Here is a 26,569-nt window from a genome sequence, read left to right as displayed (position 1 = left end):
CGCAAGCCTTAGACTTGCATGCATAACAACAAGAAAAGGTACTCAGATGAACGCGATTAATCGCCTCGCCGTTGCTATTTCCATTGCCTCGTTGTTTCCCCTCAGTGCATTTGCCGCCGACTCGAAAGGGACGGTTGAAGTTGTGCATTGGTGGACCTCGGGTGGTGAGAAGGCGGCTGTAGATGTCCTGAAGGCCCAAGTTGAGAAAGACGGCTTCACCTGGAAAGACGGTGCCGTCGCAGGTGGCGGTGGCGCCACGGCCATGACCGTGCTGAAAAGCCGCGCGGTCGCAGGTAACCCGCCAGGCGTTGCCCAGATCAAAGGCCCCGACATCCAGGAATGGGCGTCCACTGGCCTGCTCGACACCGACGTGCTCAAAGACGTCGCCAAAGAAGAAAAGTGGGACTCCCTGCTCGACAAGAAAGTCTCCGATACCGTGAAGTACGACGGTGACTACGTCGCCGTACCGGTCAACATCCACCGCGTGAACTGGCTGTGGATCAACCCGGAAGTCTTCAAGAAAGCCGGTATCACCAAGAACCCGACCACCCTCGAAGAATTCTACGCAGCCGGCGACAAGCTGAAAGCCGCAGGCTTCATTCCGCTCGCCCACGGTGGCCAGCCTTGGCAGGACAGCACTGTGTTTGAAGCGGTGGTGTTGTCGGTGATGGGTGCCGACGGCTACAAGAAAGCCCTGGTCGACCTGGATAACGGCGCACTGACCGGTCCGGAAATGGTCAAGGCTCTGACCGAGCTGAAGAAAGTCGCGACCTACATGGACGTCGACGGCAAAGGCCAGGACTGGAACCTCGAAGCAGGCAAGGTCATCAATGGCAAGGCCGGCATGCAGATCATGGGTGACTGGGCCAAGTCCGAATGGACCGCTGCCAAGAAAGTCGCCGGCAAAGACTACGAGTGTGTAGCTTTCCCGGGCACCGACAAAGCCTTCACCTACAACATCGACTCCCTGGCGGTGTTCAAGCAGAAAGACAAAGGCACTGCTGCGGGTCAGCAGGACATCGCCAAAGTCGTGCTGGGTGAAAACTTCCAGAAAGTGTTCAGCATCAACAAGGGTTCGATCCCTGTTCGCAACGACATGCTGAACAAAATGGATTCCTACGGCTTCGACTCCTGCGCCCAGACCGCTGCCAAGGACTTCCTGGCAGACGCCAAGACCGGCGGCCTGCAGCCAAGCATGGCGCACAACATGGCCACTACCCTGGCAGTGCAAGGTGCGTTCTTTGATGTCGTGACCAACTACATCAACGACCCGAAAGCCGACCCGGCCGACACCGCCAAGAAACTTGGCGCTGCGATCAAATCGGCCAAGTAACGTCTGGTAACGGCTTTTTGTAGGAGCCGGGCTTGTGTGGGAGCGGGCTTGCTCGCGAAGGCATCACCGCGGTGTAACGGTTACACCGCGCCGCCCGCTTCGCGAGCAAGCCCGCTCCCACACAAAGCCAGCGTCACAAGGTTTATTGGCTGGTCCTTTTTCCCTGTATTGGATTTTCCCATGAGTTCTGTTGCTGTGTTCAGCAAAGCCTCGCCGTTCGATGCACTGCAGCGCTGGCTACCCAAACTGGTGCTGGCGCCCAGCATGTTCATCGTGTTGGTGGGCTTCTACGGCTACATCCTGTGGACGTTTGTACTCTCGTTCACCAATTCCACGTTCCTGCCAAGCTACAAATGGGCGGGCCTTGCGCAATACGCGCGGTTGTTCGACAACGACCGCTGGTGGGTAGCGAGCAAGAACCTGGCCGTGTTTGGCGGGATGTTCATCGGCATCACGCTAGTGATTGGCGTGACCCTGGCGATCTTCCTCGACCAGAAGATCCGCCGCGAAGGCTTTATCCGCACCATTTACCTGTACCCGATGGCGCTCTCGATGATCGTCACCGGTACCGCCTGGAAATGGCTGCTCAACCCGGGCATGGGCCTGGATAAACTCCTGCGTGATTGGGGCTGGGAAGGCTTCCGTCTCGACTGGCTGATCGACCCGGACCGCGTGGTCTACTGCCTGGTGATCGCCGCTGTCTGGCAAGCCTCCGGCTTCATCATGGCGATGTTTCTCGCGGGCCTGCGCGGTGTCGATCAATCGATCGTGCGTGCCGCGCAGATCGACGGTGCGAGCCTGCCGCGCATTTACTGGAGCGTGGTGCTGCCAAGCCTGCGTCCGGTGTTCTTCAGTGCGGTGATGATCCTGGCGCACATTGCGATCAAGAGCTTCGACCTGGTGGCGGCGATGACGGCTGGCGGCCCCGGCTACTCGTCCGACCTGCCGGCGATGTTCATGTACTCGTTCACCTTCAGCCGTGGCCAGATGGGCATGGGTTCGGCCAGTGCCATCCTGATGCTCGGTGCGATCCTCGCGATCATCGTGCCTTACCTCTACTCCGAGCTGAGGACCAAACGTAATGACTAGTCTCGCCTCCAAATCACCTATCAGCCTGAGTCGCATCGCGATCTACGCGGTGCTGATCCTTGCCGTGCTGCTGTACCTGGTGCCGCTGGTGGTGATGCTGCTGACCAGCTTCAAGACCCCGGAAGACATCAGCACCGGCAACCTGCTGAGCTGGCCGACCGTGGTCTCCGGCATCGGCTGGGTCAAGGCCTGGGCCACCGTCGATGGCTACTTCTGGAACTCGATCAAGATCACCGTTCCCGCCGTACTGATCTCCACCGCCATCGGTGCATTGAACGGTTATGTGCTGTCGTTCTGGCGCTTCAAAGGCTCGCAGCTGTTTTTCGGCCTGCTGTTGTTTGGCTGCTTCCTGCCGTTCCAGACCGTGCTGCTGCCGGCGTCTTTCACCCTTGGCAAGATGGGCCTGGCCAGCACCACCACCGGCCTGGTGTTTGTGCACGTGGTCTACGGGCTGGCGTTTACCACGCTGTTCTTCCGTAACTACTACGTGAGCATTCCGGATGCGCTGATCAAGGCCGCGCGTTTGGACGGTGCGGGATTCTTCACCATCTTCCGTCAGATCATTCTGCCGATGTCGACCCCGATCATCATGGTCTGCCTGATCTGGCAGTTCACCCAGATCTGGAACGACTTCCTGTTCGGTGTGGTGTTCTCCAGTGGCGACTCCCAGCCCATCACGGTGGCGCTGAACAACCTGGTCAACACCAGCACCGGGGCCAAGGAATATAACGTGGATATGGCGGCGGCGATGATCGCCGGGCTGCCGACCCTGCTGGTCTATGTGATCGCAGGCAAGTATTTCGTGCGCGGCCTCACGGCCGGCGCGGTCAAGGGGTAATCATGGCTACGCTTGAACTTCGCAATGTAAACAAGACCTATGGCGCCGGCCTGCCCGACACCTTGAAGAACATCGAACTGTCGATCAAGGAAGGCGAATTCCTGATCCTGGTCGGCCCTTCGGGGTGCGGTAAATCCACGCTGATGAACTGCATCGCCGGGCTTGAGACCATCACTGGCGGCGCGATCATGATCGGCGACCAGGACGTGAGTGGCATGAGCCCCAAGGACCGTGACATCGCCATGGTGTTCCAGTCCTACGCGTTGTACCCGACCATGAGCGTGCGCGAGAACATCGAGTTCGGCCTCAAGATCCGCAAGATGCCCCAGGCGGATATCGACGCCGAAGTGGCACGCGTGGCCAAGCTGCTGCAGATCGAACACCTGCTCAACCGCAAGCCGGGCCAGCTCTCCGGCGGCCAGCAACAGCGCGTGGCCATGGGCCGTGCCCTGGCGCGTCGGCCGAAGATCTACCTGTTCGACGAACCGCTGTCCAACCTCGACGCCAAGCTGCGCGTCGAGATGCGCACCGAAATGAAACTGATGCACCAGCGCCTCAAGACCACCACGGTCTACGTGACCCACGACCAGATCGAAGCGATGACCCTGGGCGACAAGGTAGCGGTGATGAAGGACGGCATCATCCAGCAGTTCGGCACCCCAAAAGAGATCTACAACAACCCGGCCAACCAGTTCGTGGCGAGCTTCATTGGTTCGCCACCGATGAACTTCGTGCCCTTGCGCCTGCAACGCAAGGACGGTCGCCTGGTGGCCCTGCTCGACAGCGGCCAAGCCCGTTGCGAGCTGGCGCTGAACACCACAGACGCCGGCCTGGAAGACCGCGACGTGATCCTCGGCTTGCGTCCGGAGCAAATCATGCTGGCGGTGGGCGAGGCCAACAGTGCCTCAAGCATTCGTGCCGAAGTCCAGGTGACCGAGCCGACTGGCCCGGACACCCTGGTGTTTGTGCAGCTCAATGACACCAAGGTCTGCTGCCGCCTGGCACCCGACGTGGCTCCGCAGGTGGGCGAGACCCTGACCCTGCAATTCGATCCTTCCAAGGTACTGCTGTTCGACGCCAACACGGGCGAGCGACTGGGCACTGTGCAGTCACAGCCTGTCCCTGTGGGAGCCGGGCTTGCCCGCGATGGCATCACTGCGTTGTAACTGAAGGACCGAGTTGCCTGCATCGCGGGCAAGCCCGGCTCCCACAGAAGCAGATAAGTTGTTGTTTTAGATAAAAAAAGTAAACCGCGTTAGATAAAAACAGTTTAATAACAATAAAGACGAGGATGTAGGGATGAAAAAGCAACACAACAACACTCGGCTGATCTGCCAACTGTCAGCTGCAGCAGCCCTGGTATTGTCCGCCAATGCGATGGCAGACGATGCATTCAGCTCCAGTTCCAAGTGGATGACGGGCGATTGGGGTGGTGAGCGTACCAAGCTGATCGAGCAAGGTATCGACATCAAGGCTGACTACGTTGGGGAGATGGGCTACAACGCCCATGGCGGCTACAACGACGACAAGACCGGTCGCTACTCTGACCAGTTCGGTCTCGGTGTGGCACTGGACCTGCAAAAGCTGTGGGGCTGGGATAACACCCAGGCCAAGATCCAGTTGACCAACCGTAATGGCCAAAACATCTCCAACGACCGTATCGGCGACCCGCGTGCCGGTACCTTGAGCTCGTCTCAAGAGGTCTACGGTCGTGGCCATATGGTGCGTCTGACCCAGTTCTGGATTCAGCACCAGATGTTCGACAACAAGCTGGACGTGAAACTCGGTTACTTCGGCGAAGGCGAAGACTTCAACACCTTCCCATGCGACTTCCAGAACCTGTCGTTCTGCGGCTCGCAAGTGGGTAACTACGTCAACACCTGGTACAACTGGCCCGTTAGCCAGGCCGCGATCCGCGTGAAGTACAACATCACGCCAGAGCTGTACGCGCAGATCGGTGCGTACAACCAGAACCCATCGCAACTGGAGCACGGCAACGGCTTCAAACTCAGCGGCAGCGGCACCAAGGGCACCGTGATTCCGGTGGAATTGGTCTGGTCGCCGAAGGTCAACAGCCTGCCGGGCGAATACCGTGTGGGTTACTACAAGAGCGCGGCTGATGCCTCTGACGTCCGTGAAGACATCAACGGCAACGATGCGGCTACCACTGGCGCGGCTTACCGTACCCGCAGCAGCAAGAAAGGCTACTGGTTCGTTGCCCAACAGCAACTCACCACGCATAACGGCGACGCTTCCCGCGGCCTGAACATCGCAGCCAACGCCACCTTCCACGACAAGGAAACCAACCTGGTCGACAACTACCAGTCGATCATGCTGGTGTACAAAGGCCCATTCGACGCGCGTCCAAAAGACGACATCGGTATTGGCGTGGCTCGCCTGCACGTGAATGATGACGTGAAGAAAAACTCTGAACTGCTCAACGCCGCCAATGGCGTGAGCGACTATGACAACCCGCTGTACACGCCGATTCGCGAGACCGAGTACAACGTCGAACTCAACTACGGCATCAAGGTGACCAACTGGCTGACCGTGCGTCCTAACCTGCAATACGTCGTCCAGCCTGGCGGCGTGGACAAAGTCGACAACGCGTTGGTAGCCGGCCTGAAAATCCAGTCTACGTTCTAACGCTGTTGCGATAAGCTCCTCCTCTCTGTGCGCATTTTGCGGGTAGCCATGGCTACCCGCTTTTTTTGTGTGGGAGCTGGCTTGACTGCGATGGCATCACTTTGGTTTATCTGAAGCACCGAGTTGCCTGCATCGCAGGCAAGCCAGCGCCTACAAAGAATTTCAGGACCGGGCACATGCATGAGCAACCGCTGCAACGCTTTTTCAAATCCCTGCGCGAGCGACCGGTGTTCGCCTGGGAGCGCTTTCAGATGCGCGATGTGTTGGTGATCGACCATCCGCTGTGCCAGGCGGTGTTCAGTCGCCAGGGCGCGCAATTGCTGCACTTTCAGCCTACCGGTCAAAAGCCTTGGTTGTGGTGTGCGGCCAAGTGGCCGCAAGTCGGCGCCATCCGAGGTGGCGTGCCGGTGTGCTGGCCGTGGTATGGCCGTCACCCGAGCGAAAACGCCTGGCCGTCCCATGGCTGGGCGCGGCTGATTGACTGGAAACTGCTCGACAGCAGCACCGACGACGACGGCGTCCGCCTGCACTGGCAATTGCAACTGTGTGACTGGCAGGTCGACCTGCACGCGCACCTGGGCGAAACCCTGGAACTGCGCCTGAGCACCGAGCATCAGGATGAGCTGCCGTGCCAGTTGAGCCACGCTTTGCATGCTTACTGGCGTATTGGTCACGTCGATGAGATAGCGCTGTCTGGACTTGACGGTGCCCAGGGTTACGACCAGCTCAATCGCCAGGTTTGCCAGCAGGAAGGCGAGCTACGCGTGGAGGGCGGGTGCCAGCGGGTGTTCCAGCACGAGGGTGAATTACAGCTCAAGGACCACGCCTGGCAGCGTGAACTGTGCATCGACACCGGCGACAGCGCCGACACAGTGGTGTGGCACCCAGGCAGCCGGCCGCTGTTGGGCGTGAGCTTCAACGAGGCGTCGGGGTTTGTGTGTGTGGAGTCGGCGATGGCGGGGGCGAGCCTGGCGCCGGGGGAGAGGGCGCATCTCAGTCTGCAGGCAAGAGCGGGGGTTTAGCGTGGCATTGCGGTTGTTGTGGGCGGGCTTGTTGTGGTGAGCGGGCTTGCCCCGCGCTGGGCTGCGAAGCAGCCCCATTACAGGCGCTGTGTATGTACCTGATGTACCGAGGTGCCCGTTTTTCAGGGCGGCTTCGCCACCCAGCGCGGGGCAAGCCCGCTCACCACATACAAACTCCCTCTCACCGGCAGCGGTGTTGCAGGCTTAGTTGAACTCATCCCCCACCGGATACCGGCTGTCATTCAAGCTCTCTTTGATCTTGCGCAGATGCGGCTGGAAATCCACCCCGCGCCGCAGGGTCATGCCGGTTGCCAGCACATCCAGCACCGTCAGTTGGATGATCCGCGAGGTCATCGGCATGTAGATATCGGTGTCTTCCGGCAGCGGAATATTCAGGCTCACGGTACTGGCCTTGGCCAGCGGCGAGTTCTCGGCAGTCACGCCCAGCACTGAAGCGCCGTTCTCCCGCGCGATACGCGCCACTTCCACCAATTCACGGGTACGCCCGGTGTAGGAAATAATCACGAACAGTTCACCGGTGTGCGCCACCGAGGCGATCATGCGTTGCATCAGCACGTCCGCGTGCGCGGTCACCGCCAGGTTGAAGCGGAAGAATTTGTGCAGCGCATCCATGGCCACCGGGGCCGAAGCACCGAGGCCGAAGAAGTGGATCTGCCGCGCCTGGATCAACAGGTCCACGGCCTTGCTGATCAAGTTCGGGTCCAGGGCCTGGCAGGCGCTGTCGAGGGACGCGATGGCACTGCCAAAGATCTTCTGGGTGTAGGCCTCAGGGTTATCATCGGCCTCCACGGCGCGGCTGACATACGCCGCGCCACTGGCCAGGCTTTGCGCCAGCTGCAATTTCAGTTCAGGGTAACCGCTGACACCGAACGAACGGCAAAAACGGTTGACCGTCGGTTCACTGACCGAGGCGGCCTGGGCCAGGGCGGCGATAGAGAAGCGGGTCGCCTGCTGCGGGTTGAGCAGGATGACCTCGGCGACTTTTTTCTCGGCCTTGTTCAATTCTTCGAGGCGGTTCCGGATCTGTTCCAGAAGATTTCGCACGCGGTCCATTCAGTCTTTCCTTCGGGCGACGATGCAAATAAAAGGTGGCAACCAATCGATGAGTGGTCTTTTGCGGTGGCCTATCCTACTGAGGGTAGCTGAACACCACCACTCGGAATGCGTATTTCGGGAAAATGTTGTGGTTATTACTACATTTTTCCTTGAGTGATGCCTTGAAAAAAGGTATTTGTAGCTTAACTTGATAAAAGAACAAACATCATGCCTTCGATAACCGTAGAACCCTGCACCTTTGCCCTGTTTGGCGCCTTGGGTGATCTGGCGCTGCGCAAGTTATTTCCTGCCCTCTATCAACTCGATGGCGCCGCGCTCCTGCACGACGACACGCGCATCCTGGCCCTGGCCCGTGAAGCCGGTTCCGAGCAACAGCACCTGGCGCACATTGAAAAAGAATTGCGTAAATACGTCGGCAAGGAACTGGACGAAACCATCGCCCAGCGTTTCCTGGCGCGGCTGACCTATGTTCACGTCGACTTCATGAAAGCCGATGACTACGTGGCCCTGGCGGAAATCGCCGGCACCGAACAACGCTTGATCGCCTACTTCGCCACCCCGGCGGCGGTGTACGGCGCGATTTGCGAGAACCTGTCCAAGGTCGGCCTGGCGGAAAATACCCGCGTGGTGCTGGAAAAGCCCATCGGTTCGGACCTGGAGTCCTCGCGCAAGGTCAACGACGCCGTGGCGCAGTTCTTCCCGGAGAACCGCACCTACCGCATCGACCACTACCTGGGCAAAGAGACCGTCCAGAACCTGATCGCCCTGCGTTTCGCCAACAGCCTGTTCGAAACCCAGTGGAACCAGAACTACATCTCCCACGTGGAAATCACCGTGGCCGAGCAGGTCGGTATCGAAGGCCGTTGGGGCTATTTCGACAAGGCTGGCCAGCTGCGCGACATGATCCAGAACCACTTGCTGCAGCTGCTGTGCCTGATCGCCATGGACCCGCCGGCCGACCTGTCCGCCGACAGCATCCGCGACGAGAAGGTCAAGGTGCTCAAGGCCCTCGCGCCGATCAGCCCGGACGGCCTGACCACCCAGGTGGTGCGCGGCCAGTACATCGCTGGCTACAGCGCCGGCAAGCCTGTGCCGGGGTACCTGGAGGAAGAGAATTCCAACACCCAGAGCGACACCGAGACCTTCGTCGCCCTGCGTGCCGATATCCGTAACTGGCGTTGGGCCGGGGTGCCGTTCTACCTGCGCACCGGCAAGCGCATGCCGCAGAAGCTGTCGCAGATCGTCATTCACTTCAAGGAACCGTCCCACTACATCTTCGCTCCCGAGCAGCGCCTGCAGATCAGCAACAAACTGATCATCCGCCTGCAGCCGGACGAAGGTATTTCCTTGCGCGTGATGACCAAGGAGCAGGGCCTTGACAAGGGCATGCAACTGCGCAGCGGTCCGCTGCAACTGAATTTTTCCGACACCTATCGCAGCGCCCGGATCCCGGATGCCTACGAGCGCTTGTTGTTGGAAGTAATGCGCGGCAATCAGAACCTGTTTGTTCGCAAAGATGAAATCGAAGCCGCGTGGAAGTGGTGTGACCAGTTGATCGCCGGATGGAAAAAATCCGGTGATGCGCCCAAGCCGTACGCGGCGGGTTCCTGGGGGCCGATGAGCTCGATTGCACTGATCACGCGGGATGGGAGGTCGTGGTATGGCGATATCTGAATTGAAACTGCCCCAGGGCGTCACTCCCCATGAGTACCGCACCCCGGTGCTATTGGCGGAAGGGCTGGCCAATGACGTGGCCGAGCAGTTGCGCACGGCCATCAGTGCCCGTGGCGAAGCGACCCTGGTGGTGTCCGGTGGCCGTAGCCCAGTGGCGTTTTTCCAGCACCTGGCCAAGCAGGGCCTGGATTGGTCCAAGGTCACCATCACCCTGGCCGACGAGCGTTGGGTGCCGGTGGAACACGCCGACAGCAATGCAGGCCTGTTGAAGCAGCACCTGCTGCAAGGCCCGGCGGCCAAGGCCAGGTTCTTGAGCCTGTACAGCGCTGCCGCCAACCTCGAAGACGCTGCCGAGCAGGCTGACCGCCTGCTGGCCGAATTGCCAGCCATTGATGTGCTGGTCCTGGGCATGGGGGATGACGGCCACACTGCATCGCTGTTTCCCAACAGTCCGAACCTGAGCCAGGCCCTGCAGGCCGACGGTACCCGCCGTTGCTGGCCGATGCTGGCGCCGACCGTGCCCCACCAGCGCCTGACCATGAGTCGCGCATTGCTGGCCACGGCGAACTACACCGTGCTGTCGATTTCCGGCAGTTCGAAATTGACCACCTTGAGCGCCGTGCTGGCCAGTGACGATGTTGCTGCCATGCCGATCCGCGCGTTTTTGCAACCTACTTTAGAGATTTACTGGTGCCCATGAGCCAAGGATCAGCCGCTATGAAAAGCCCTCAACCGACCGTGTCCATGGCGGATAAAGTTGCCCTGATCGACAGTCTCTGCGCCAAGGCGCGGATCCTGCCGGTGATCACCATCGCCCGCGAACAGGACATCCTGCCGCTGGCCGATGCCCTGGCAGCCGGTGGTTTGACCGCATTGGAAGTGACCCTGCGTTCCGAGTTCGGCCTCAAGGCCATTCAGGTACTGCGCGAGCAACGGCCTGAACTGTGCACCGGTGCCGGCACCGTGCTCGACCGCCACATGCTTGAAGCGGCCGAAGTGGCCGGCTCGCAATTTATCGTCACCCCTGGCATTACCCGCGACCTGCTGGAAGCCTCGGTGCACAGCCCCATCCCACTGCTGCCAGGCATCAGCAATGCCTCGGGCATCATGGAAGGCTATGGCCTGGGCTACCGTCGCTTCAAGCTGTTCCCGGCCGAAGTCAGCGGTGGCGTGGCTGCAATCAAGGCCCTCGGCGGCCCGTTCGGCGAGGTGAAGTTCTGCCCGACCGGCGGCGTGGGCCCGGCCAACATCAAAAACTACATGGCGTTGAAAAACGTGATGTGCGTAGGCGGTAGCTGGATGCTCGACCCGGAATGGGTCAAGAACGGTGACTGGGCCCGCATCCAGGAAGTCACTGCGCAGGCGCTGGCACTGCTGGATTGATCTACTTTTACTGAATCGTTGTTGCTGTGCTTAACGGCATTTTTGCGGTGCACTTGGTCGGTGTACCGCTTTTTTTTGCCCGCTGAAAAGTGCACTACAACCTGTAGGAGCCCGGCTTGCCGGCGATGGCGCCATCGAGGTAGGTGCAAGTCTTGCGGGCCTCATCGCCGGCAAGCCGGGCTCCTACAAGGTATGGGTGTTCAGTTCGGTAATGGCTTTAACCAAGGCATTGATATCCGTTGCTGACGTCACCAACCCCGGCGTCACCCGGATACAGGTACCAAACGACGCTCCTACACGCGTCGTGGTGAACAAGTTGTAGTCTTTGAGCAAACGCTCCGTCATCACCTGCTGATCGCGCCCTATAAACTTGAACGCCGTAATTCCGCAATAAAGGCGCGGATCGTCCGGCGTCAGCACTTCGATCCCAGGCAGGGCCCGTACCTGGCTGACCCACAAGTCCCGCAAGTAATTCACTCGCGCGCCCTTGGCCGCCGCGCCGCCCAGTTGCAGATGTTCTTCAAGCACTAGCGGCAAGGTCATCAGTGCCGGAAAGTTCGGCGTGCTGTAGGGCGTACGTGCGCGAACGTCGGTGGCGGGGTAGTGGAACTCTCCCATGTCCGGATCAATGTCTGCCAGACGTTCCGGGGCGATGTACAGAAAGCCCAACGTCAGCGGGGCGCCAATCCATTTATGCAGGTTGAAACCGGCAAACTGGATCCCCAATTCGGCCAGGTTGAATTCGATCTGGCCCAGGGCATGGGCGCCGTCGAGGATTATGTCGATGCCCTGCTCGCGCGCAGCCTGGGCAATCGCGGCCACCGGCATGACCAGCCCGGTGCGGTGGGTGACGTGGGTCAGTGCCATCAGTTTCAAGCGTGGGTACTGCACGAATGCATCGCGATACGTCTGCACCAGGCTGTCGAAACTCGCCGGGTGCGTGTGGGACAGTTCGATGACTTCCACGCCGCGATAGCCCGCCAGCCAGCGCATGGCGCCTTTAACGGTGTCGTACTCCAGGTCGCTGATCAGCACCTGATCGCCCGGTTGCAGGCGGTTGTAGTTGCGGATCAGCGATTGCAGGGCTTCGGTGGCATTGCGGGTGAAGGCCACTGCGGCGGGGTCGGCGTCGATCAGCCCGGCCAGTTGGCAGCGGATCGCGTCGTTTTCGCCACGCTCGAATTGCTGGCGCACATGCAACGAATTGCTACGGTTGATAAACGCAACGTGTTCCAGGTACTGCGCCTGTACTGCTTGGCTCATGCGACCGAAGTAACCGTTTTCCAGGTTGATCGGGCCGGGCTCCAGCGCGTAACGCTGGGCGACGGTGTACCAGTGAAGCTCGTTGTCTGCATTCCGTGGCATGGGCTGGGCTCTTAATGACGAGGGGCGGGTTTGCCGTGTTTTGCGCGTAGCGGTTCTAACAATTCAGACAAGCCGTTGCTGTCGATTTCCTGCATCAGGGCCAGCAGACCACCGAGCTCGCCATGGGGGAAACCTTCGCGGGCAAACCAGTTCAGGTAGGGGCCGGGCAGGTCGGCGATGATCCTTCCCTTGTATTTGCCGAAGGGCATTTCGCGGGTGATCAGCAATTCGAGTTTTTCGGGATTCATGAAGGCTCAGGTGCTTGTATCGAGAGCTTGGAAAATACAGGCATTCTGCATGAAGGCCAAATGACAGATCATGCAAATAACGTACATACAGATGGTTCAATTTATCGTAAGTTATTGAAATATAAGATTAATTATATTTTTGAAAACCTGGCACGGGCGCTGCAAACACTAAGACAACCTTCTAACCCGTACAAGGAATTGAAAAATGACTGACATCAATAAAGAATCGATCTCCGTACTGAACGACCTGATCGAGACCAGCATCGACGGCCAAAAGGGTTTCAAGGAGTGCGCTGAAGACATCAAGCATCCAGAACTCAAAGCCCTGTTTGCCAAGCGTTCCGCTGACTGCGCCACCGCCGCCGCTGAACTGAAAACTGCCGTACGTGCCTTGGGCGGTGATCCGGAACATTCCGGCAGCGTTGCTGGTGCCCTGCACCGTGGTTGGGTCGACGTGAAGTCGATGCTCACCGGCAAGGATGAAGAGGCTGTGCTGAACGAAGCCGAGCGCGGTGAAGACCATGCCCTGAAGGCTTACAAGGAAGCGATCGAGAAGATCAATAAACACAACCTGCAGGGCATTCGTGACCTGGTTGAACGTCAGTTCAGTGGCGTTCAACGCAACCACGACCAGGTGAAAGCCCTGCGTAACCAGGCTCGCGCTCAGTCTTGAGTCGTAGCTGAATAGAAAAAGCCCCGCAGATGCGGGGCTTTTTTATGCGCGACGATCAACCAATGCTGATCGGCGGCAGCTCGGTCAAGGTTACGACCTGCTGCTTACGTGGCGCGAGGATCTCTGCTTCGCCGTCCACAACCAGCTCATCGCGCTGGTTGAACACACGGGTGGCGATGCGCACGCGGAATTTCGGCAGCTTTTCGAGGATTTCCAGGCGCACGGTCAGGGTGTCGCCAATCTTGACCGGCTTCTGGAAGCTCATCTGCTGGCCGATATAGATCGTGCCCGGCCCAGGGAGCTCGCAGGCCACTGCCGCACTGATCAGGGCGCCGCTGAACATGCCATGGGCGATACGCTCCTTGAACATGGTCGCCTTGGCGTACTCGGCATCCAGGTGCACCGGGTTGTGGTCACCGGACATCGCGGCGAACAGCTGGATATCGCGCTCTTCCACCAGCTTGCTGTAGCTGGCGGTCTGGCCGACTTCGAGGGCTTCGTACGGGGTGTTGGTTACCTGGGTCATCTAAAGGTGCATCCTGTGGCTAAACGGTCATTATCGGCCGATTTTAACTGGCTGATTTTAAAAGAAAAGTTATTCGCAGCGGGCCGGCCGGCGCAAGGTCAGGGCCTGATCCAGCCACGCCAGCACATCCCCTGTGATCTCGTCACGGTTGGTCTCGTTGAACACTTCGTGGCGCGCCTGCGGGTAAATCGTCAATTGCACGTGCTGGCATCCGGCTTCACGCAGCGCGTGGGCCAAGCTTTTGAGACGCTTGCCCTCACTGACCGGATCACATTCACCGCCCATGACCAGGATCGGCAGGCCTGGGTCGATCTGCGCGAGATTGGACGCTTTGCTGATTTGCTGCAAGCCGCCGAGCATGTCGATCCACAGTTGGTTGGTGCAACGGAACCCGCACAGCGGGTCGTTGATGTACTTGTCGACTTCCACTGGATCGCGGCTGAGCCAGTCAAAAGCAGTGCGATTGGGTTTAAACGCTTTGTTGAACGATCCAAACGACAAGAATTCGATCAGCGCACTGCGGCCACGCAAGCCCTGGCGCAGGCGCTCGGCCCGGGCGATCACTCGTGCGGCGCGGTAAAGGGCCGCCGGCTGGAAATTCGAACCGCTGAGCATCGCGCCATTGAGGCTGGCGCTGTGGTGCAGCAAGTACGCCTGGGCGATATAGCTGCCCATGCTATGGCCCAGCAGAATGATCGGCAGCCCCGGCTGTTGCTGGCCGATATGCTGGTTGAGGCTCGCCAGGTCGCCCACCACCTTATTCCAACCGTCCTTCTCGGCGTACAGGCCCAGGGTGCCTTCGTCGGCGGTACGGCCGTGGCCACGCTGGTCCGGGGCGTACAGGCCGTAGCCGGCGCCGCACAAGGCTTCGGCCAGGCGTGCATAACGCCCGCTGTGCTCGGCCATGCCATGGGACAGCATCACCAGGGCCTTGGGCGGGCCGTCGGGCATCCATTGATTGACGTACAGGCGGCTGCGGTCATTCGCGGTCAGCCAGAAGGTGCTGTGGTTCATGGCGCTTCCTTTGCTCAGGGTCGTTGCAGTGTATAGCTCATCCCACGGGAAGCGCCTGATCAGCGCAAGGCCTTGTAGGAAGATTCACGCAATTAATGACGCTCTTTCCCGTATTTGCCTGTTTGGCCATAGCTGCTAACGTCCCCAAAGCTCCGCTTTTTATCGGTGTAGAGGTTTTACACCTGCAGCGGCCGGACACACTCAGGTAAGAGGACAAGAATAATGCAACCTGATTTCTGGAATGACAAACGCGCGGCGGGCGTTCCCAATGACATCGACCTCTCTGCCTACAAGTCGGTGATCGAAGTCTTCGAACGTTCCTGCAAGGCCTTTGCCGACCGTCCGGCATTCAGCAACATGGGCATCACCCTCACCTATGCCGAGCTGGAGCGCCAAAGCGCGGCCTTCGCCGGCTACCTGCAACAGCACACCGACCTCAAGCCCGGCGACCGCATCGCCGTGCAGATGCCCAACGTGCTGCATTACCCGATTGCCGTGTTCGGTGCCTTGCGCGCCGGGTTGATCGTGGTCAACACCAACCCGCTGTACACCCCGCGCGAAATGCGCCACCAGTTCAAGGACGCCGGCGTGCGTGCGCTGGTCTACCTCAACCTGTTTGGTTCGCGGGTGCAGGAGGTGTGCAGCGACACCGAGATCGACTACCTGATCGAAGCCAAGATGGGTGACTTCATGCCTGCCGCCAAAGGCTGGCTGGTCAACACCCTGGTCGACAAAGTCAAAAAGATGGTCCCGGCCTACAGCCTGCCGCGCGCCGTGTCGTTCAAGCGTGCCTTGCACATGGGCGCGGGCCTGGGCGTCACGCGTCACCCGGTGACCTTGGACGATATTGCCGTGCTGCAATACACCGGCGGCACCACCGGCTTGGCCAAGGGTGCGATGCTCACCCACGGCAACCTGGTGGCGAACATGCAGCAGGTGCGTGCATGCATGTCCCAGACCGGCGATGACGGCCACCCGCTGATCAAGGAAGGGCAGGAGGTGATGATCGCGCCACTGCCGCTGTACCACATCTATGCCTTCACCGCGAATTGCATGTGCATGATGGTGTCCGGCAACCACAACGTGCTGATCACCAACCCACGGGACATCGGCGGCTTTATCAAGGAGCTGAAAAAGTGGCGCTTCACCGGGCTGCTGGGGCTCAACACGCTGTTCGTGGCGTTGATGGACCATCCTGACTTCAAGTCCCTCGACTTCTCCCACCTCAAGCTCACCAACTCCGGCGGCACTGCACTGATCAAGGCCACTGCCGAGCGCTGGCAGCAGATCACCGGTTGCGCCATCGGCGAAGGCTACGGCCTCACGGAAACCTCGCCAGTGGCCAGCACCAACCCCTACGGCAATAAATCCCGCCTGGGCACCGTGGGCATTCCCGTACCGGCGACGGCGATGAAGGTGATTGATGACCATGGCGCCGAGCTGCCGTTGGGCGAGCGCGGCGAGCTGTGTATCAAGGGCCCGCAGGTGATGAAGGGCTACTGGCAGCAACCGGCCGCCACGGCCGAAGCGCTGGACGCCGAGGGCTGGCTCAAGACAGGCGACATCGCCGTGATCGATGACGATGGTTTTGTGCGCATTGTCGACCGTAAGAAAGACCTGATCATTGTTTCGGGCTTCAACGTGTACCCCAACGAGATCGAAGACGTGGTGATGGCGCACCCGGCCGTGGCCAATTGCGCGGTGATCGGCGTGCCGGATGATCGCACCGGGGAGGCGGTGAAGCTGTTCGTGGTGGCGCGTGCGCAAGGGGTGAGCCTTGAGGAGCTGAAGGCGTACTGCAAGACCAACTTCACCGGGTACAAGGTGCCCAAACATATCGTGTTGCGCGAGTCGTTGCCGATGACGCCCGTGGGCAAGATCTTGCGCCGGGAGCTGCGCGACATCGCCTGACCGTGAATTGAAATGCAATCAAAAATGTGGGAGCGGGCTTGCTCGCGAATGCGGTGTATCAGCCAGCCTATCTGTTGACTGACACTCTGCATTCGCGAGCAAGCCCGCTCCCACATTTGTCTTGTGTTGGCCTGAATACCCCATTCCAGAGCCTTTCCAGGGCATATTTCAGCAATGTTTAAAGCGTGACCAATTATTGTAGGACAGTCGTGATTATGACCGCAGGGCCCTCCTTTGGCTCTAGGCGGCCCTTGGCAAAGCTGCTACTCTCGGCGCGCTTTGTGACGTCTCGGCCTGCTTGAAAGCGCCAGATTCACCTAAAAAAACATACACCAATAATAATCGCATCAAATGCGATGATGAATTCGCGTCGCTGACGTCGCTGAGGAGTGGGCTTCCATGAACGAAGACTTTTGGAAGGATAAGTACCCCGCCGGGATTGCTGCAGAAATCAATCCAGACGAGTATCCAAATATTCAGGCGGTACTGAAGCAGTCCTGCCAGCGCTTCGCCAACAAACCGGCTTTCAGCAACCTGGGCAAGACCATCACCTACGGTGAGCTGTACGAATTGTCCGGCGCCTTCGCCGCCTACCTGCAACAACATACCGACCTGCAGCCTGGCGATCGCATCGCCGTGCAACTGCCCAACGTCCTCCAGTACCCGGTCGCTGTGTTCGGTGCCATCCGTGCCGGCCTGATCGTGGTCAATACCAACCCGCTGTACACCGCGCGGGAAATGGAACACCAATTCAACGACTCCGGCGCCAAGGCGCTGGTGTGCCTGGCCAACATGGCGCACCTGGCGGAAAAGGTCGTGCCCAAGACCGCCGTCAAGCACGTGATCGTCACCGAAGTCGCCGACCTGTTGCCGCCGCTCAAGCGTCTGCTGATCAACAGCGTCATCAAGTACGTGAAGAAAATGGTCCCGGCGTATCACTTGCCCAAGGCGATCAAGTTCAACGACGTGCTGGCCAAGGGGCATGGTCAACCGGTCAGCGACGCGAGCCCGGCCAGCAATGATGTGGCGGTGCTGCAATACACCGGCGGCACCACTGGCGTGGCGAAGGGCGCCATGCTCACCCACCGCAACCTGGTCGCCAACATGTTGCAGTGCAAGGCGCTGATGGGCTCCAACCTCAATGAAGGTTGCGAGATCCTGATCACCCCGCTGCCGCTGTACCACATTTATGCGTTCACCTTTCATTGCATGGCGATGATGCTGATCGGCAACCACAACATCCTGATCAGCAACCCGCGCGACCTGCCGGCGATGGTCAAGGAACTGTCGAAGTGGAAGTTCAGTGGATTTGTCGGCTTGAACACGCTGTTCGTGGCGCTGTGCAACAACGAGGCATTCCGCAAGCTGGACTTCTCCGCGCTGAAAGTCACCCTGTCCGGCGGCATGGCCCTGCAACTGGCCGCCGCTGAGCGGTGGAAGGCCGTGACCGGTTGCGGCATCTGCGAAGGCTACGGCATGACCGAGACCAGCCCGGTGGCCACTGTGAACCCGATCCAGCATATCCAGATCGGTACCATCGGCATCCCGGTACCGTCCACCGTGTGCAAAGTCATTGCCGACGACGGCACTGAACTTGCCCTGGGTGAAACCGGCGAGCTGTGCGTCAAGGGCCCGCAGGTGATGAAAGGCTATTGGCAGCGCCAGGACGCCACCGACGAAATGCTCGACAGCGAAGGCTGGCTCAAGACCGGTGACATCGCGATCATCCAGCCCGACGGCTACATGCGCATTGTCGACCGCAAGAAAGACATGATCCTGGTCTCGGGCTTCAACGTGTACCCCAACGAGCTGGAAGACGTGCTGGCAGGCCTGCCGGGCGTGCTGCAGTGCGCGGCCATCGGTGTGCCGGACGAGAAGTCCGGGGAACACATCAAGCTGTTTATCGTGGTCAAGCCGGGCGCGACCCTGACCAAGGACCAGGTGATGGAGCACATGCGCGCCAACGTCACCGCCTACAAAGTGCCCAAGGCCGTGGAGTTCCGTGATGCATTGCCGACCACCAACGTGGGCAAGATCCTGCGCCGTGAGTTGCGCGACGAAGAGTTGAAGAAGCTCGGTCTTAAAAAGTAACGCTATACCAATGTGGGAGGGGGCTTGCCCCCGATGGCGGTGTATCAGTCAGCAATCTGTAGCTGACACACCGTCATCGGGGCCAAGCCCCCTCGCACATTTTGAACCGCGTTTTTTATAGGGCGAACTGCGCGAATCCCACGCCAGCACCCGCCGGACGCACATCCTTCAAGAACGAATCCTTGTCCGCACTCAGCTCCAGCGTAATCTCCGGCTTGCGCTTGCCCGCATTGCGCACCACCAGGCCTTCGAGCTTCTCGCGCAGGAACACGGTTGGCACCTTCAAATGCAGCAACTGGTCAGTCTCGGCGTTGTGCATCAACAGGTGGATCCACTCGTACTGGCCCACGGCAATCCGGCCCACCGGCAGGTCGAACCACCAGATGTTGCGTTTGCGGTCCAGGTCGGTGAAGTGGCAGTTGTTGACGCCGAGTACGGCACCGCCCAGTTCGGTGTTTCGGCGGGCGATGGCCTGTGCTTTATTGAGTTTCATAACCTTCCTACGGGATCTGTTATTCAGCGTGTGAGCCTGAATGTGCCGGGCATTCTCAGGGGTTGGCGGCAAAACATAAAGCCAAACCTGCGGCCGGCGATGAAATGCGTGGGCAAAAATAATTGAAACTCTGCTGAACGGCCTCGGGTCAATCTTTAGGTAATGACCCAAAACCCTTGATTGTTCTTTCGGAGAAATACCATGAGCAGCACATCTGACAAGGTTAAAGGCGTGGCAAACGAGGCGGTCGGTAATATCAAGCAAGGTGTCGGTAAAGTCACCGGCAACGACAAACTGCGCGCTGAAGGTGTGGTCCAGGAAAAGAAAGGCGAAGTGCAGAAAGCAGTTGGCGACACCAAGGACGCGGTAAAAAAAGCGACCAAGTAAGACTGCCAGTGCGCAACCAAGCGGCCATCCACGGATGGCCGTTTTTGTGTCACCTGATGCGGTTAAAGTTTCGAAATTGTTTCAAGGTCGCCAAATAGGCTACCTTGATGTAGAAAACGGCCCCTGAGTCGCCCACGAACTCAACCTTTTTGCGGCGAAAGGAGACGCTATGATTTTCCCGGTTCTCGATGGTCTCAAGCTGCACAAAGTGCTGGTGCGCACCGTCAAGGAATTCGTCGATGACGAAATGCCTACCTATGCTTCGGCACTGGCCTACCAGATGCTGTTCTCGCTGTTCCCCTTCCTGCTGTTCCTGATTGCCCTGATCGGTTTCCTGCACCTGCCGGACTTCTTCACGTGGCTGCGCATGCAATCGGAACTGGTGTTGCCGCCCCAGGCCCTGGAGCAGGTCAACCCGGTGATCGACCAGTTGCAGCAATCCAAGGGTGGCCTGCTGTCGGTGGGTATCGTGATCGCGCTGTGGACAGCCTCGGCCGGTGTGCGCTTGATGATGAGCGCGATGAACGCGGCCTACGACGTGGTTGAAGGGCGTCCCATCTGGAAGCGCTTCCCACTGTCGATTTTCTACACCGTTGGCATCGCCGGCATGCTGCTGGCCGCCGCCGCGCTGATGGTGCTCGGGCCGCAGGTGATGGAATGGCTGGCCGGGCAGATCGGCATGCAGGAATTCGTGGTCACCTTGTGGACCATCTTGCGCTGGCCGTTGATCGTAATTTTGCTGATGTTCGCCGTGGCCCTCATGTACTACGTGATGCCGGACGTCGAGCAGAAATTCCGCTTTATCACCCCTGGCTCGGTGCTGGCGGTGGTGGTGTGGATCGTTGCCTCCCTGGGCTTTGGCTACTACGTCAAAACCTTTGCCGACTACAACGCCATGTATGGCAGTATCGGCGCGATCATCGTGCTGCTCTTGTATTTCTATATTTCCGCTGCCGTGCTGTTGCTTGGGGCGGAGATGAACGCGGTGATCGAACACATGTCCGCCGAGGGCAAGGACCCGGGCGAAAAAGAGTTCGAAGAGCCTGGCCATACCGATGAAAAACAGCATGTCTCAGGCCTTGGCCGGGACCACTCCAAGCCCACTACTGATGAAGTCTGATCGATGATCCGTGAAATCCTGAAAATGGGCGACGAGCGCCTGCTGCGTATCGCGCCTCCGGTCCCGCCGGAAATGTTCGACAGCCCCGAACTGTGGCAATTGATCGATGACATGTTCCAGACCATGGAACACGTGGGCGGAGTCGGTCTGGCCGCGCCGCAAATCGGTGTCGACCTGCAATTGGTGATCTTCGGTTTCGAAGCCAGCGAACGCTACCCGGACGCGCCGCCCGTGCCGCAGACGATCCTGATCAACCCGCTGATCACTCCGCTGAGCCCGGTGCTGGAAGAGGGCTACGAAGGCTGCCTGTCCGTACCCGGCCTGCGTGGCGCGGTGGACCGTTACCAGCAGATTCGCTACGAAGGCTTTGATCCCAAGGGTGAGCCCATCGTGCGCTTTGCCGATGGTTTCCATGCGCGGGTGGTGCAGCATGAATGCGATCACCTGATCGGCCGGTTGTACCCGTCGCGGATCACCGACTTCAGCAAGTTCGGCTTTATCGAAGTGATGTTCCCGGACTTGGATCCCACTGCCGACGATTGATCCTGCATCTGAATGTGAGGCTGCTCGTTGTGGTGATCGGGCTTGCCCCGCGCTGGGCTGCGAAGCGGCCCTATCCAAGCCACCGCGGCGCGTCAGGCGCACTGCGGTGAAAGGTTTGGGTCTGCTTCGCAGCCCAGCGCGGGACAAGCCCGCTCACCACAGGAAAGCGATACTTCAATAATTGTTATCGGGTCGGTTTAACGAACCGCAACGTCATCCGGTCCGACTCCCCGATCGCCACATACTTCGCCTTATCCTGCTCGCCCAATCTCAGCGTCGGCGGCAACGTCCACACGCCAGCCGGATAGTCCTTGGTGTCCTTCGGGTTGGCGTTCACCTCGCTCTGTCCCGCCAGCTTGAACCCGGCATCGGACGCCAGCTTCACCACCTGCGCGGTGGTCAGGTAACCGCTGTCCTTGATCGCCTGCAGATCCGCGCCATCCTTGGCCCGGTGATCTTCCACGCCCAGCACGCCGCCCGGTTTCAGTACCTTGTAGAACGCGCTGAACGTGGCCGGCGCAGTACCTGCCTCAACCCAGTTATGCACATTGCGGAACGTCAGCACTGCATCCGCCGACGCGGGTTTGCCGAACACCGGGGCCTTGGGGTCGAACTCGACGACTTCAGCCTTACCGTACCGAGCCGGATCAGCCACGAATTTCTTTTTCAGGTTCTCTTCGGACGTGCGCGCATAGGCGCTGCTGCTCGCCGCCTGCACCGCGGCGATGTAGTGCCCATGATCCTTGAGCAGCGGCGCCAGCACTTCGCTATACCAGCCGCCACCGGGGGTGATCTCGATCACCGTCTGCTTGGCGCCCAGGCCAAAGAATTCCAGCGTCTGTTGCGGATGGCGATAACCGTCGCGGGCGCTGTTGGCAGGGTCGCGCCAACTACCGGCGAGTACGCTCTGGTACTGCTCGGCGGTGATGGCTGCGTCGGCTGCCTGGCTCAAGACCGGGACGAGCAGGGCGGTGAGGGAGAGAGCTGCAAGCGTCGTTTTCATGATCATCCTGTAAAGGGCCACTGTGCCGCTGAGGCTAGCATGGGCCCTGCAGGCGCTGATCACACATTATCTGCGGTCGACCTCACCAAACGATCTAAGCCCATCGCGATCATGGGTTTGTTGCGCTTGTAGCGTACCAAGCGTTCGCTGAGGGATTGCGGCAGCACGGTGTCCTGAGTGAAGCCCATGCGTTCATACAACCCTTCCAGGTCCGGGTGACACAACAACCACAGGGTGCCGTCGGCATCGGCCACCGCCGCCTCGATCACCCGCGCCGCCAACCCCTGGCCGCGATAGGCGGGGTCAACGAACAGCCCGGTCAGGAACTGCCCGCCAACCACCGGCGTCAGGCACAACCCGGCGACGATCTCAGCGTCGCGCGCCACCCACAAACGCCCGCCCTTGAGCGCCTTCATCGGGGAATTGTGGCTGCGGTAAAACTTGTTCAGCAGCGGCCACAGCGGCTCTGCCAAGGGTTCGATGTGCAATTCGGGCATGGTGTTCAGGCAAGCGTTATCAAGGACCGGGGATTATAAGCGCCTTCTGCCGGGCAATAGGTGGTATACCCAGTGCTACATCCCCTGTAAGTGGAGCATGCATCATGGCCAAAGGTATGGATTCAAAGAAAGCCGCGAAGAAAAAACCGGCAAAGACCGCGGATGAAAAACGCGCCGACAAGAAAGCCAAGAAAACCGAGACAGGCCTGTTCGGTCACTGAGTTACAAGCTTAGAACCAAACGATCTGCAAGATTTTCGCGCCTCATTGCACAGAGCAGGAAACACCTGCTCTGAGCTGCCGATGGCCAACTACCTTGATCCGACCCAACGCCGGGAAATCGAAGCCCTGGCCACCACCTTCACCGCCAGAACCGAATGGCCGACCTGGCTGTTGTTGATCGGCGTGTACACCGGCTGGTTCGCCGTGATCCTCGCCAGCCACTGGCTGGGCCCGTGGTTGAGCAGCCTGTTGCTGATCCCGCTCGTGACGCTGTGGCTGTCGGTGCAACATGAGCTGCTGCATGGCCATCCCACCCGTTCGCCGCTGCTGAATAAAATCCTCGGCTACGCCCCCTTCGCCGTGTGGTACCCCTACACGCTGTACCGCGACAGCCACCTGCTGCACCACAACGACGAAGACTTGACGCTGCCGGGCATCGACCCGGAAAGCCGCTACCTCAACCAGCAGCAATGGGACACCAGCTCGCTGTTCGAGCGTGGCGTGCATTGGCTGACCAAGACCGTGCTCGGCCGCTTCCTGCTGGCGGCGCCCTTGGCCATTGGCCGTTTGGCCCGCCATGAGTTGCAACGCCTGCCCCAGGTGTGGCCGATGTGGCTGGTCCACGGCGCCGTCACTGTGTTGATGCTGGGTTTCATCGCCCACTACAGTGCGCTGTCGGTGTGGCATTACCTGCTGCTGGTCAGCGTGCCGGCCTTGTCCCTGGCCTCGATCCGTTCCTACTATGAACACCGCCCGCACCCGCAGCCGGAGCAACGCACCGTGCTCAACGAAGCGTCCTGGCCGTGGACCTGGCTGTTCCTCAACAACAATCTGCACCTGGTGCACCACGACCTGCCGAAACTGCCCTGGTACTTGCTGCCGACGGTCTACCGCGCCCGACGTGAGCAATGGGTGGCGCGCAGCGGTGGCTTCCTGGTGCAAGGCTACGGCCAGTTGATCAGCCGCCACGGTCTCAAGGCCATCGACAGCCCCCGGCACCCTTTTGCGTGAGAGATGACCATGAGTGACCACTACGCCGAGCTGCTGATGTATGTCGCGCCCGAGCCGATCCAGCAGGCCAACCAGCAATGGCTGACGCGCATCCTTGAACACCTTGGGCTGCGCCGCCTCAACGCCGATCACCTCGACCTGCACGCCCTGTGGCGCGCACCTGAGTTACTGCTGACTCAAACCTGCGGCTATCCGCTGATAACCCAATTGCGCGGCCAGGTCCGCGTGATCGGTCGCCCGCGCTATGAGCTGCCCCACAGCAGCGATGGAGAACATTGCAGCGTGCTGCTGACCCGCGACGACAACCCGCATCAAACCCTGGCGGACTTCTACAACAGCCGAGGGGTGATCAACGGCCACGACTCCAACAGCGGCATGAACCTGCTGCGCGAGCGCCTGGCCCCTTTGCAGCGCGACGGGCGTTTCTTCGCCAGCGTCGGCATCAGCGGCGCCCACCGCGAGAGCCTGCGCTGGCTGCGCGAAAATCGCGCCGACCTTGCCGCCATCGACAGCGTCACCTACGCCTACCTGGCCCGTTTCGCGCCGCAGGAAGTGGCGGGGCTGCGCATCGTCAGCCTTAGCGCACCGAGCCCGACCTTGCCCTATATCGGCCCATTGGGCTTGAGCGATGAACAGGTCATTCAACTCCGCCAAGCCATGAATCAGGCGTTGCAGGACTTGCCGCAAGTCGCCGAGACGCTGGGCCTGCAGGCCGTGCTACCCGCCAGCGAAGACGACTACGAAGTGCTCCTGGACTACCAACGACAGGCCATCAACGCCGGCTTCCCGATACTTCAATAAGGTTATATAAAAATACCTTTTAAATATTATTAAAGAATAAGCAGCCTTGCTAGGATCGCTCCACCGGAACACCGGACATAACGCGCAACCTACTCAGATGGAGCCACTATGTCCGGCGCCGACACTTCTCACAGCGATTACGTGGGCGGATTGTTCCGCAGTCATTACGACTGGCTGTGCAGCCGTTTGCACCGCCATCTCGATTCCCGCGCGCACGCCGAAGACATCGCTGCCGATACCTTTGTCCAGCTCCTGAGTGCGCCGGGTGTCGTGCCCATCCGCCAGCCCCGTGCGCTGCTCACCACGATTGCCCAGCGCCTGATGTATCAACTGTGGCGCCGCCGTGATCTGGAGCGCGCCTACCTTGATGCGCTCGACAACGACGAGACCAGCAGCGCACCGTCGCCGGAAGAACTGGCGCAAATGCTGGAGGCGCTGCAAGCCATCGACCAGCTGCTCGACGGTTTGCCAGCCAAGGTCAAGGCGACCTTTTTGCTGTCCCAGCTCAATGGCCTGACCTACCCGCAAATCGCTGCCGAGCTGGGGATTTCCCAGCGTTCGGTCAGCGACTACATGACCCGCGCCTTCAACCGTTGCCTGCGGCTGTGCCTGGAATGAACGACGAACTGATCGACAGCGCCACGCGCTGGTACGTGCTGTTGCGTTCCGGCCAGGCCACGGCGGGCGACTGGCAGCAGTATGAACAGTGGCGCGCCGCCGACCCACGGCATGACGCCCTGTGCCGACAGTTGGAAACCCGCCTGGGTGTGTTCCAGGTACCCCAGGCGCAAGGCGTGAGTGGCCAGGTGTTGCAGCAGGCGCTGGAGGCGCCGTCCAGTCGACGCCAGGTGTTGCAGGTCGCGTTGGCCGGTGCCGGTGTGGCCGTCGGCGCAGCCTTGCTGGCCAAACCGCTGGGCTTGCCATTGACGGAACTCACGGCAGATATCCGCACTGGCACCGGGGAGCGCCGCACGGTGACGCTGGACGATGGCAGCGAGTTGTTGCTCAACGCGCAAAGCGCGGCCGATATTCAGTTCGACCCGCAACGGCGCCTGGTGCGCCTGCGCGAAGGCGAGTTACTGGCCAAGGTCGCCAGCGACCGCATCCGGCCATTCCTGATCCAGACCGAGCAGGCCCGCCTGCGCGCCTACGGCAACCGTTTCCTGGTGCGCGAGCGGGAAGGGCAGGGCCAGGTCGTCGCCCTCAACGGCGCGGTGGACATCGATGGCCAGAACGGCGAGCGCCTGCAACTCGCCGCCGGCCATGAGGTGCATTACGACCGTGCCGGGTTCGGCCCGGTACAGGCCAGTGCCTCCGGTGCCACGGCCTGGGTCGATGGCTTCCTGCAAGTGCGCGACCGGCCGCTGGCTGAAGTCATCGACGCGCTGCGGCCCTACCACAACGGCGTGCTGCGCCTGGACCCGTCCGTGGCCGGCCTGCGCGTCAGCGGCCTCTACCGCCTGGACAACCCCCGGCAAATCCTCGACACCCTGGCGCGCACCTTGCCGATCCACATCACCCGTCGCACCGGTTTGTGGGTGACTGTCAGTGCGGCATAGCCGATTCACTCGGTCCCTGTGGGAGCTGGCTTGCCTGCGATGCG

Annotated in this window: 27 protein-coding genes; 19 read left to right on the top strand and 8 right to left on the bottom strand. The window is 60.1% G+C overall.

Features of this window, described 5'->3' with window-relative positions; translation table 11 throughout:
* Nucleotides 1-46: 46 nt before the first annotated feature.
* From KHP07_RS14260 to KHP07_RS14235, 6 genes are all read left to right on the top strand, one after another.
* Nucleotides 47-1,333 (top strand): ABC transporter substrate-binding protein, encoded by a 1,287-nt coding sequence (locus KHP07_RS14260; protein ID WP_078049971.1) that lies wholly within the window; start codon nucleotides 47-49, stop codon nucleotides 1,331-1,333.
* 180 nt (nucleotides 1,334-1,513) lie between these two features.
* Nucleotides 1,514-2,422 carry a carbohydrate ABC transporter permease gene (locus KHP07_RS14255; protein WP_028617701.1) on the top strand — a complete coding sequence of 303 codons (909 nt, stop codon included), beginning with the start codon at nucleotides 1,514-1,516 and terminating at the stop codon, nucleotides 2,420-2,422.
* The gene (locus KHP07_RS14250) at nucleotides 2,415-3,260 is read left to right on the top strand and encodes a carbohydrate ABC transporter permease (protein ID WP_078049970.1); all 846 of its coding nucleotides are present in this window, start codon (nucleotides 2,415-2,417) and stop codon (nucleotides 3,258-3,260) included. The genes KHP07_RS14255 and KHP07_RS14250 overlap by 8 nt, the downstream gene beginning before the upstream one ends.
* Before the next feature lie 2 nt (nucleotides 3,261-3,262).
* Nucleotides 3,263-4,426, top strand: a complete 1,164-nt coding sequence (locus tag KHP07_RS14245; RefSeq protein WP_078049969.1) for an ABC transporter ATP-binding protein — start codon at nucleotides 3,263-3,265, stop codon at nucleotides 4,424-4,426.
* A gap of 133 nt (nucleotides 4,427-4,559) precedes the next feature.
* Entirely contained in the window at nucleotides 4,560-5,906 is a 1,347-nt protein-coding gene (locus KHP07_RS14240) for a carbohydrate porin (protein WP_078049968.1), read from the top strand.
* 176 nt (nucleotides 5,907-6,082) lie between these two features.
* Nucleotides 6,083-6,928: a D-hexose-6-phosphate mutarotase gene (locus KHP07_RS14235; RefSeq protein WP_071489446.1), complete on the top strand. Its 846-nt coding sequence runs from the start codon at nucleotides 6,083-6,085 to the stop codon at nucleotides 6,926-6,928.
* Nucleotides 6,929-7,132: 204 nt separating this feature from the next.
* Here the strand turns inward: KHP07_RS14235 and KHP07_RS14230 are convergent, their stop codons facing one another.
* A complete protein-coding gene (locus KHP07_RS14230; RefSeq protein ID WP_174555598.1) occupies nucleotides 7,133-7,993 on the bottom strand; it encodes a MurR/RpiR family transcriptional regulator in 861 nt (286 codons plus the stop codon).
* A 219-nt stretch (nucleotides 7,994-8,212) separates the two neighbouring features.
* On the opposite strand from KHP07_RS14230, the gene zwf reads away from it, so the two are divergent.
* The 3 genes from zwf to KHP07_RS14215 are packed head-to-tail and all read left to right on the top strand — an operon-like array spanning nucleotide 8,213 to nucleotide 11,062.
* Complete coding sequence (gene zwf / locus KHP07_RS14225; RefSeq protein ID WP_025858439.1) at nucleotides 8,213-9,679, top strand: glucose-6-phosphate dehydrogenase; 1,467 nt, start codon at nucleotides 8,213-8,215, stop codon at nucleotides 9,677-9,679.
* Nucleotides 9,666-10,379, top strand: a complete 714-nt coding sequence (pgl, locus tag KHP07_RS14220; RefSeq protein ID WP_214497391.1) for a 6-phosphogluconolactonase — start codon at nucleotides 9,666-9,668, stop codon at nucleotides 10,377-10,379. Before zwf ends, pgl begins: the two co-directional genes overlap by 14 nt.
* A 17-nt stretch (nucleotides 10,380-10,396) precedes the next feature.
* Nucleotides 10,397-11,062 (top strand): bifunctional 4-hydroxy-2-oxoglutarate aldolase/2-dehydro-3-deoxy-phosphogluconate aldolase, encoded by a 666-nt coding sequence (locus tag KHP07_RS14215; RefSeq protein ID WP_026013852.1) that lies wholly within the window; start codon nucleotides 10,397-10,399, stop codon nucleotides 11,060-11,062.
* A gap of 183 nt (nucleotides 11,063-11,245) precedes the next feature.
* On the opposite strand, the gene KHP07_RS14210 is transcribed toward KHP07_RS14215, so the two are convergent.
* On the bottom strand, nucleotides 11,246-12,427 hold the full coding sequence (locus KHP07_RS14210; protein ID WP_214497390.1) for an aminotransferase class V-fold PLP-dependent enzyme: 1,182 nt from the start codon (nucleotides 12,425-12,427) through the stop codon (nucleotides 11,246-11,248).
* 11 nt (nucleotides 12,428-12,438) lie between these two features.
* A complete protein-coding gene (locus KHP07_RS14205; protein WP_010208204.1) occupies nucleotides 12,439-12,675 on the bottom strand; it encodes a DUF3820 family protein in 237 nt (78 codons plus the stop codon).
* A gap of 205 nt (nucleotides 12,676-12,880) precedes the next feature.
* Between KHP07_RS14205 and KHP07_RS14200 the strand changes: the two genes are divergently transcribed.
* On the top strand, nucleotides 12,881-13,348 hold the full coding sequence (locus tag KHP07_RS14200; protein ID WP_214497389.1) for a ferritin-like domain-containing protein: 468 nt from the start codon (nucleotides 12,881-12,883) through the stop codon (nucleotides 13,346-13,348).
* 55 nt (nucleotides 13,349-13,403) lie between these two features.
* On the opposite strand, the gene KHP07_RS14195 is transcribed toward KHP07_RS14200, so the two are convergent.
* Nucleotides 13,404-13,874 (bottom strand): MaoC family dehydratase, encoded by a 471-nt coding sequence (locus tag KHP07_RS14195; protein ID WP_010208208.1) that lies wholly within the window; start codon nucleotides 13,872-13,874, stop codon nucleotides 13,404-13,406.
* 69 nt (nucleotides 13,875-13,943) lie between these two features.
* On the bottom strand, nucleotides 13,944-14,888 hold the full coding sequence (locus tag KHP07_RS14190; protein WP_214497388.1) for an alpha/beta hydrolase: 945 nt from the start codon (nucleotides 14,886-14,888) through the stop codon (nucleotides 13,944-13,946).
* Between the two features lie 222 nt (nucleotides 14,889-15,110).
* On the opposite strand from KHP07_RS14190, the gene fadD2 reads away from it, so the two are divergent.
* Both fadD2 and fadD1 read left to right on the top strand, forming a co-directional pair.
* Nucleotides 15,111-16,799, top strand: coding sequence for a long-chain-fatty-acid--CoA ligase (fadD2, locus tag KHP07_RS14185; RefSeq protein WP_214497387.1), 1,689 nt, complete (start codon nucleotides 15,111-15,113; stop codon nucleotides 16,797-16,799).
* Nucleotides 16,800-17,198: 399 nt separating this feature from the next.
* Nucleotides 17,199-18,890, top strand: coding sequence for a long-chain fatty acid--CoA ligase (gene fadD1 / locus KHP07_RS14180; protein WP_214497386.1), 1,692 nt, complete (start codon nucleotides 17,199-17,201; stop codon nucleotides 18,888-18,890).
* Nucleotides 18,891-19,005: 115 nt separating this feature from the next.
* Here fadD1 and KHP07_RS14175 read toward each other — a convergent pair whose 3' ends face one another.
* Nucleotides 19,006-19,383 carry a hypothetical protein gene (locus KHP07_RS14175; protein ID WP_078049960.1) on the bottom strand — a complete coding sequence of 126 codons (378 nt, stop codon included), beginning with the start codon at nucleotides 19,381-19,383 and terminating at the stop codon, nucleotides 19,006-19,008.
* Between the two features lie 201 nt (nucleotides 19,384-19,584).
* Here KHP07_RS14175 and KHP07_RS14170 point away from each other — a divergent pair, with 201 nt between their 5' ends.
* The 3 genes from KHP07_RS14170 (at nucleotide 19,585) to def (ending at nucleotide 21,433) form a co-directional block, all read left to right on the top strand.
* Entirely contained in the window at nucleotides 19,585-19,770 is a 186-nt protein-coding gene (locus KHP07_RS14170; protein WP_028617689.1) for a CsbD family protein, read from the top strand.
* A gap of 169 nt (nucleotides 19,771-19,939) precedes the next feature.
* Complete coding sequence (locus KHP07_RS14165) at nucleotides 19,940-20,890, top strand: YihY/virulence factor BrkB family protein (protein WP_034108996.1); 951 nt, start codon at nucleotides 19,940-19,942, stop codon at nucleotides 20,888-20,890.
* 3 nt (nucleotides 20,891-20,893) lie between these two features.
* Nucleotides 20,894-21,433 (top strand): peptide deformylase, encoded by a 540-nt coding sequence (def, locus tag KHP07_RS14160; protein WP_028617688.1) that lies wholly within the window; start codon nucleotides 20,894-20,896, stop codon nucleotides 21,431-21,433.
* A gap of 184 nt (nucleotides 21,434-21,617) precedes the next feature.
* Here the strand turns inward: def and KHP07_RS14155 are convergent, their stop codons facing one another.
* Together KHP07_RS14155 and KHP07_RS14150 are read right to left on the bottom strand one after the other, a co-directional pair.
* Complete coding sequence (locus tag KHP07_RS14155) at nucleotides 21,618-22,436, bottom strand: class I SAM-dependent methyltransferase (RefSeq protein ID WP_214497385.1); 819 nt, start codon at nucleotides 22,434-22,436, stop codon at nucleotides 21,618-21,620.
* A gap of 59 nt (nucleotides 22,437-22,495) precedes the next feature.
* Nucleotides 22,496-22,933 (bottom strand): GNAT family N-acetyltransferase, encoded by a 438-nt coding sequence (locus KHP07_RS14150; protein WP_214497384.1) that lies wholly within the window; start codon nucleotides 22,931-22,933, stop codon nucleotides 22,496-22,498.
* A 302-nt stretch (nucleotides 22,934-23,235) separates the two neighbouring features.
* On the opposite strand from KHP07_RS14150, the gene KHP07_RS14145 reads away from it, so the two are divergent.
* From KHP07_RS14145 to KHP07_RS14130, 4 genes are all read left to right on the top strand, one after another.
* Nucleotides 23,236-24,165, top strand: coding sequence for a fatty acid desaturase (locus tag KHP07_RS14145; protein ID WP_078049957.1), 930 nt, complete (start codon nucleotides 23,236-23,238; stop codon nucleotides 24,163-24,165).
* Nucleotides 24,166-24,174: 9 nt separating this feature from the next.
* On the top strand, nucleotides 24,175-24,966 hold the full coding sequence (locus KHP07_RS14140) for a phosphate/phosphite/phosphonate ABC transporter substrate-binding protein (RefSeq protein ID WP_214497383.1): 792 nt from the start codon (nucleotides 24,175-24,177) through the stop codon (nucleotides 24,964-24,966).
* 108 nt (nucleotides 24,967-25,074) lie between these two features.
* Nucleotides 25,075-25,584, top strand: a complete 510-nt coding sequence (locus KHP07_RS14135) for a sigma-70 family RNA polymerase sigma factor (RefSeq protein ID WP_078049955.1) — start codon at nucleotides 25,075-25,077, stop codon at nucleotides 25,582-25,584.
* A complete protein-coding gene (locus KHP07_RS14130) occupies nucleotides 25,581-26,525 on the top strand; it encodes a FecR domain-containing protein (RefSeq protein WP_214497382.1) in 945 nt (314 codons plus the stop codon). Before KHP07_RS14135 ends, KHP07_RS14130 begins: the two co-directional genes overlap by 4 nt.
* The last annotated feature ends 44 nt before the right edge of the window (nucleotides 26,526-26,569 follow it).

The sequence above is a fragment of the Pseudomonas sp. VS40 genome (assembly GCF_018587885.1).
In the GTDB taxonomy this organism is placed as follows: domain Bacteria; phylum Pseudomonadota; class Gammaproteobacteria; order Pseudomonadales; family Pseudomonadaceae; genus Aquipseudomonas; species Aquipseudomonas pergaminensis.
This window is presented reverse-complemented; position numbering and strand designations above follow the sequence as displayed.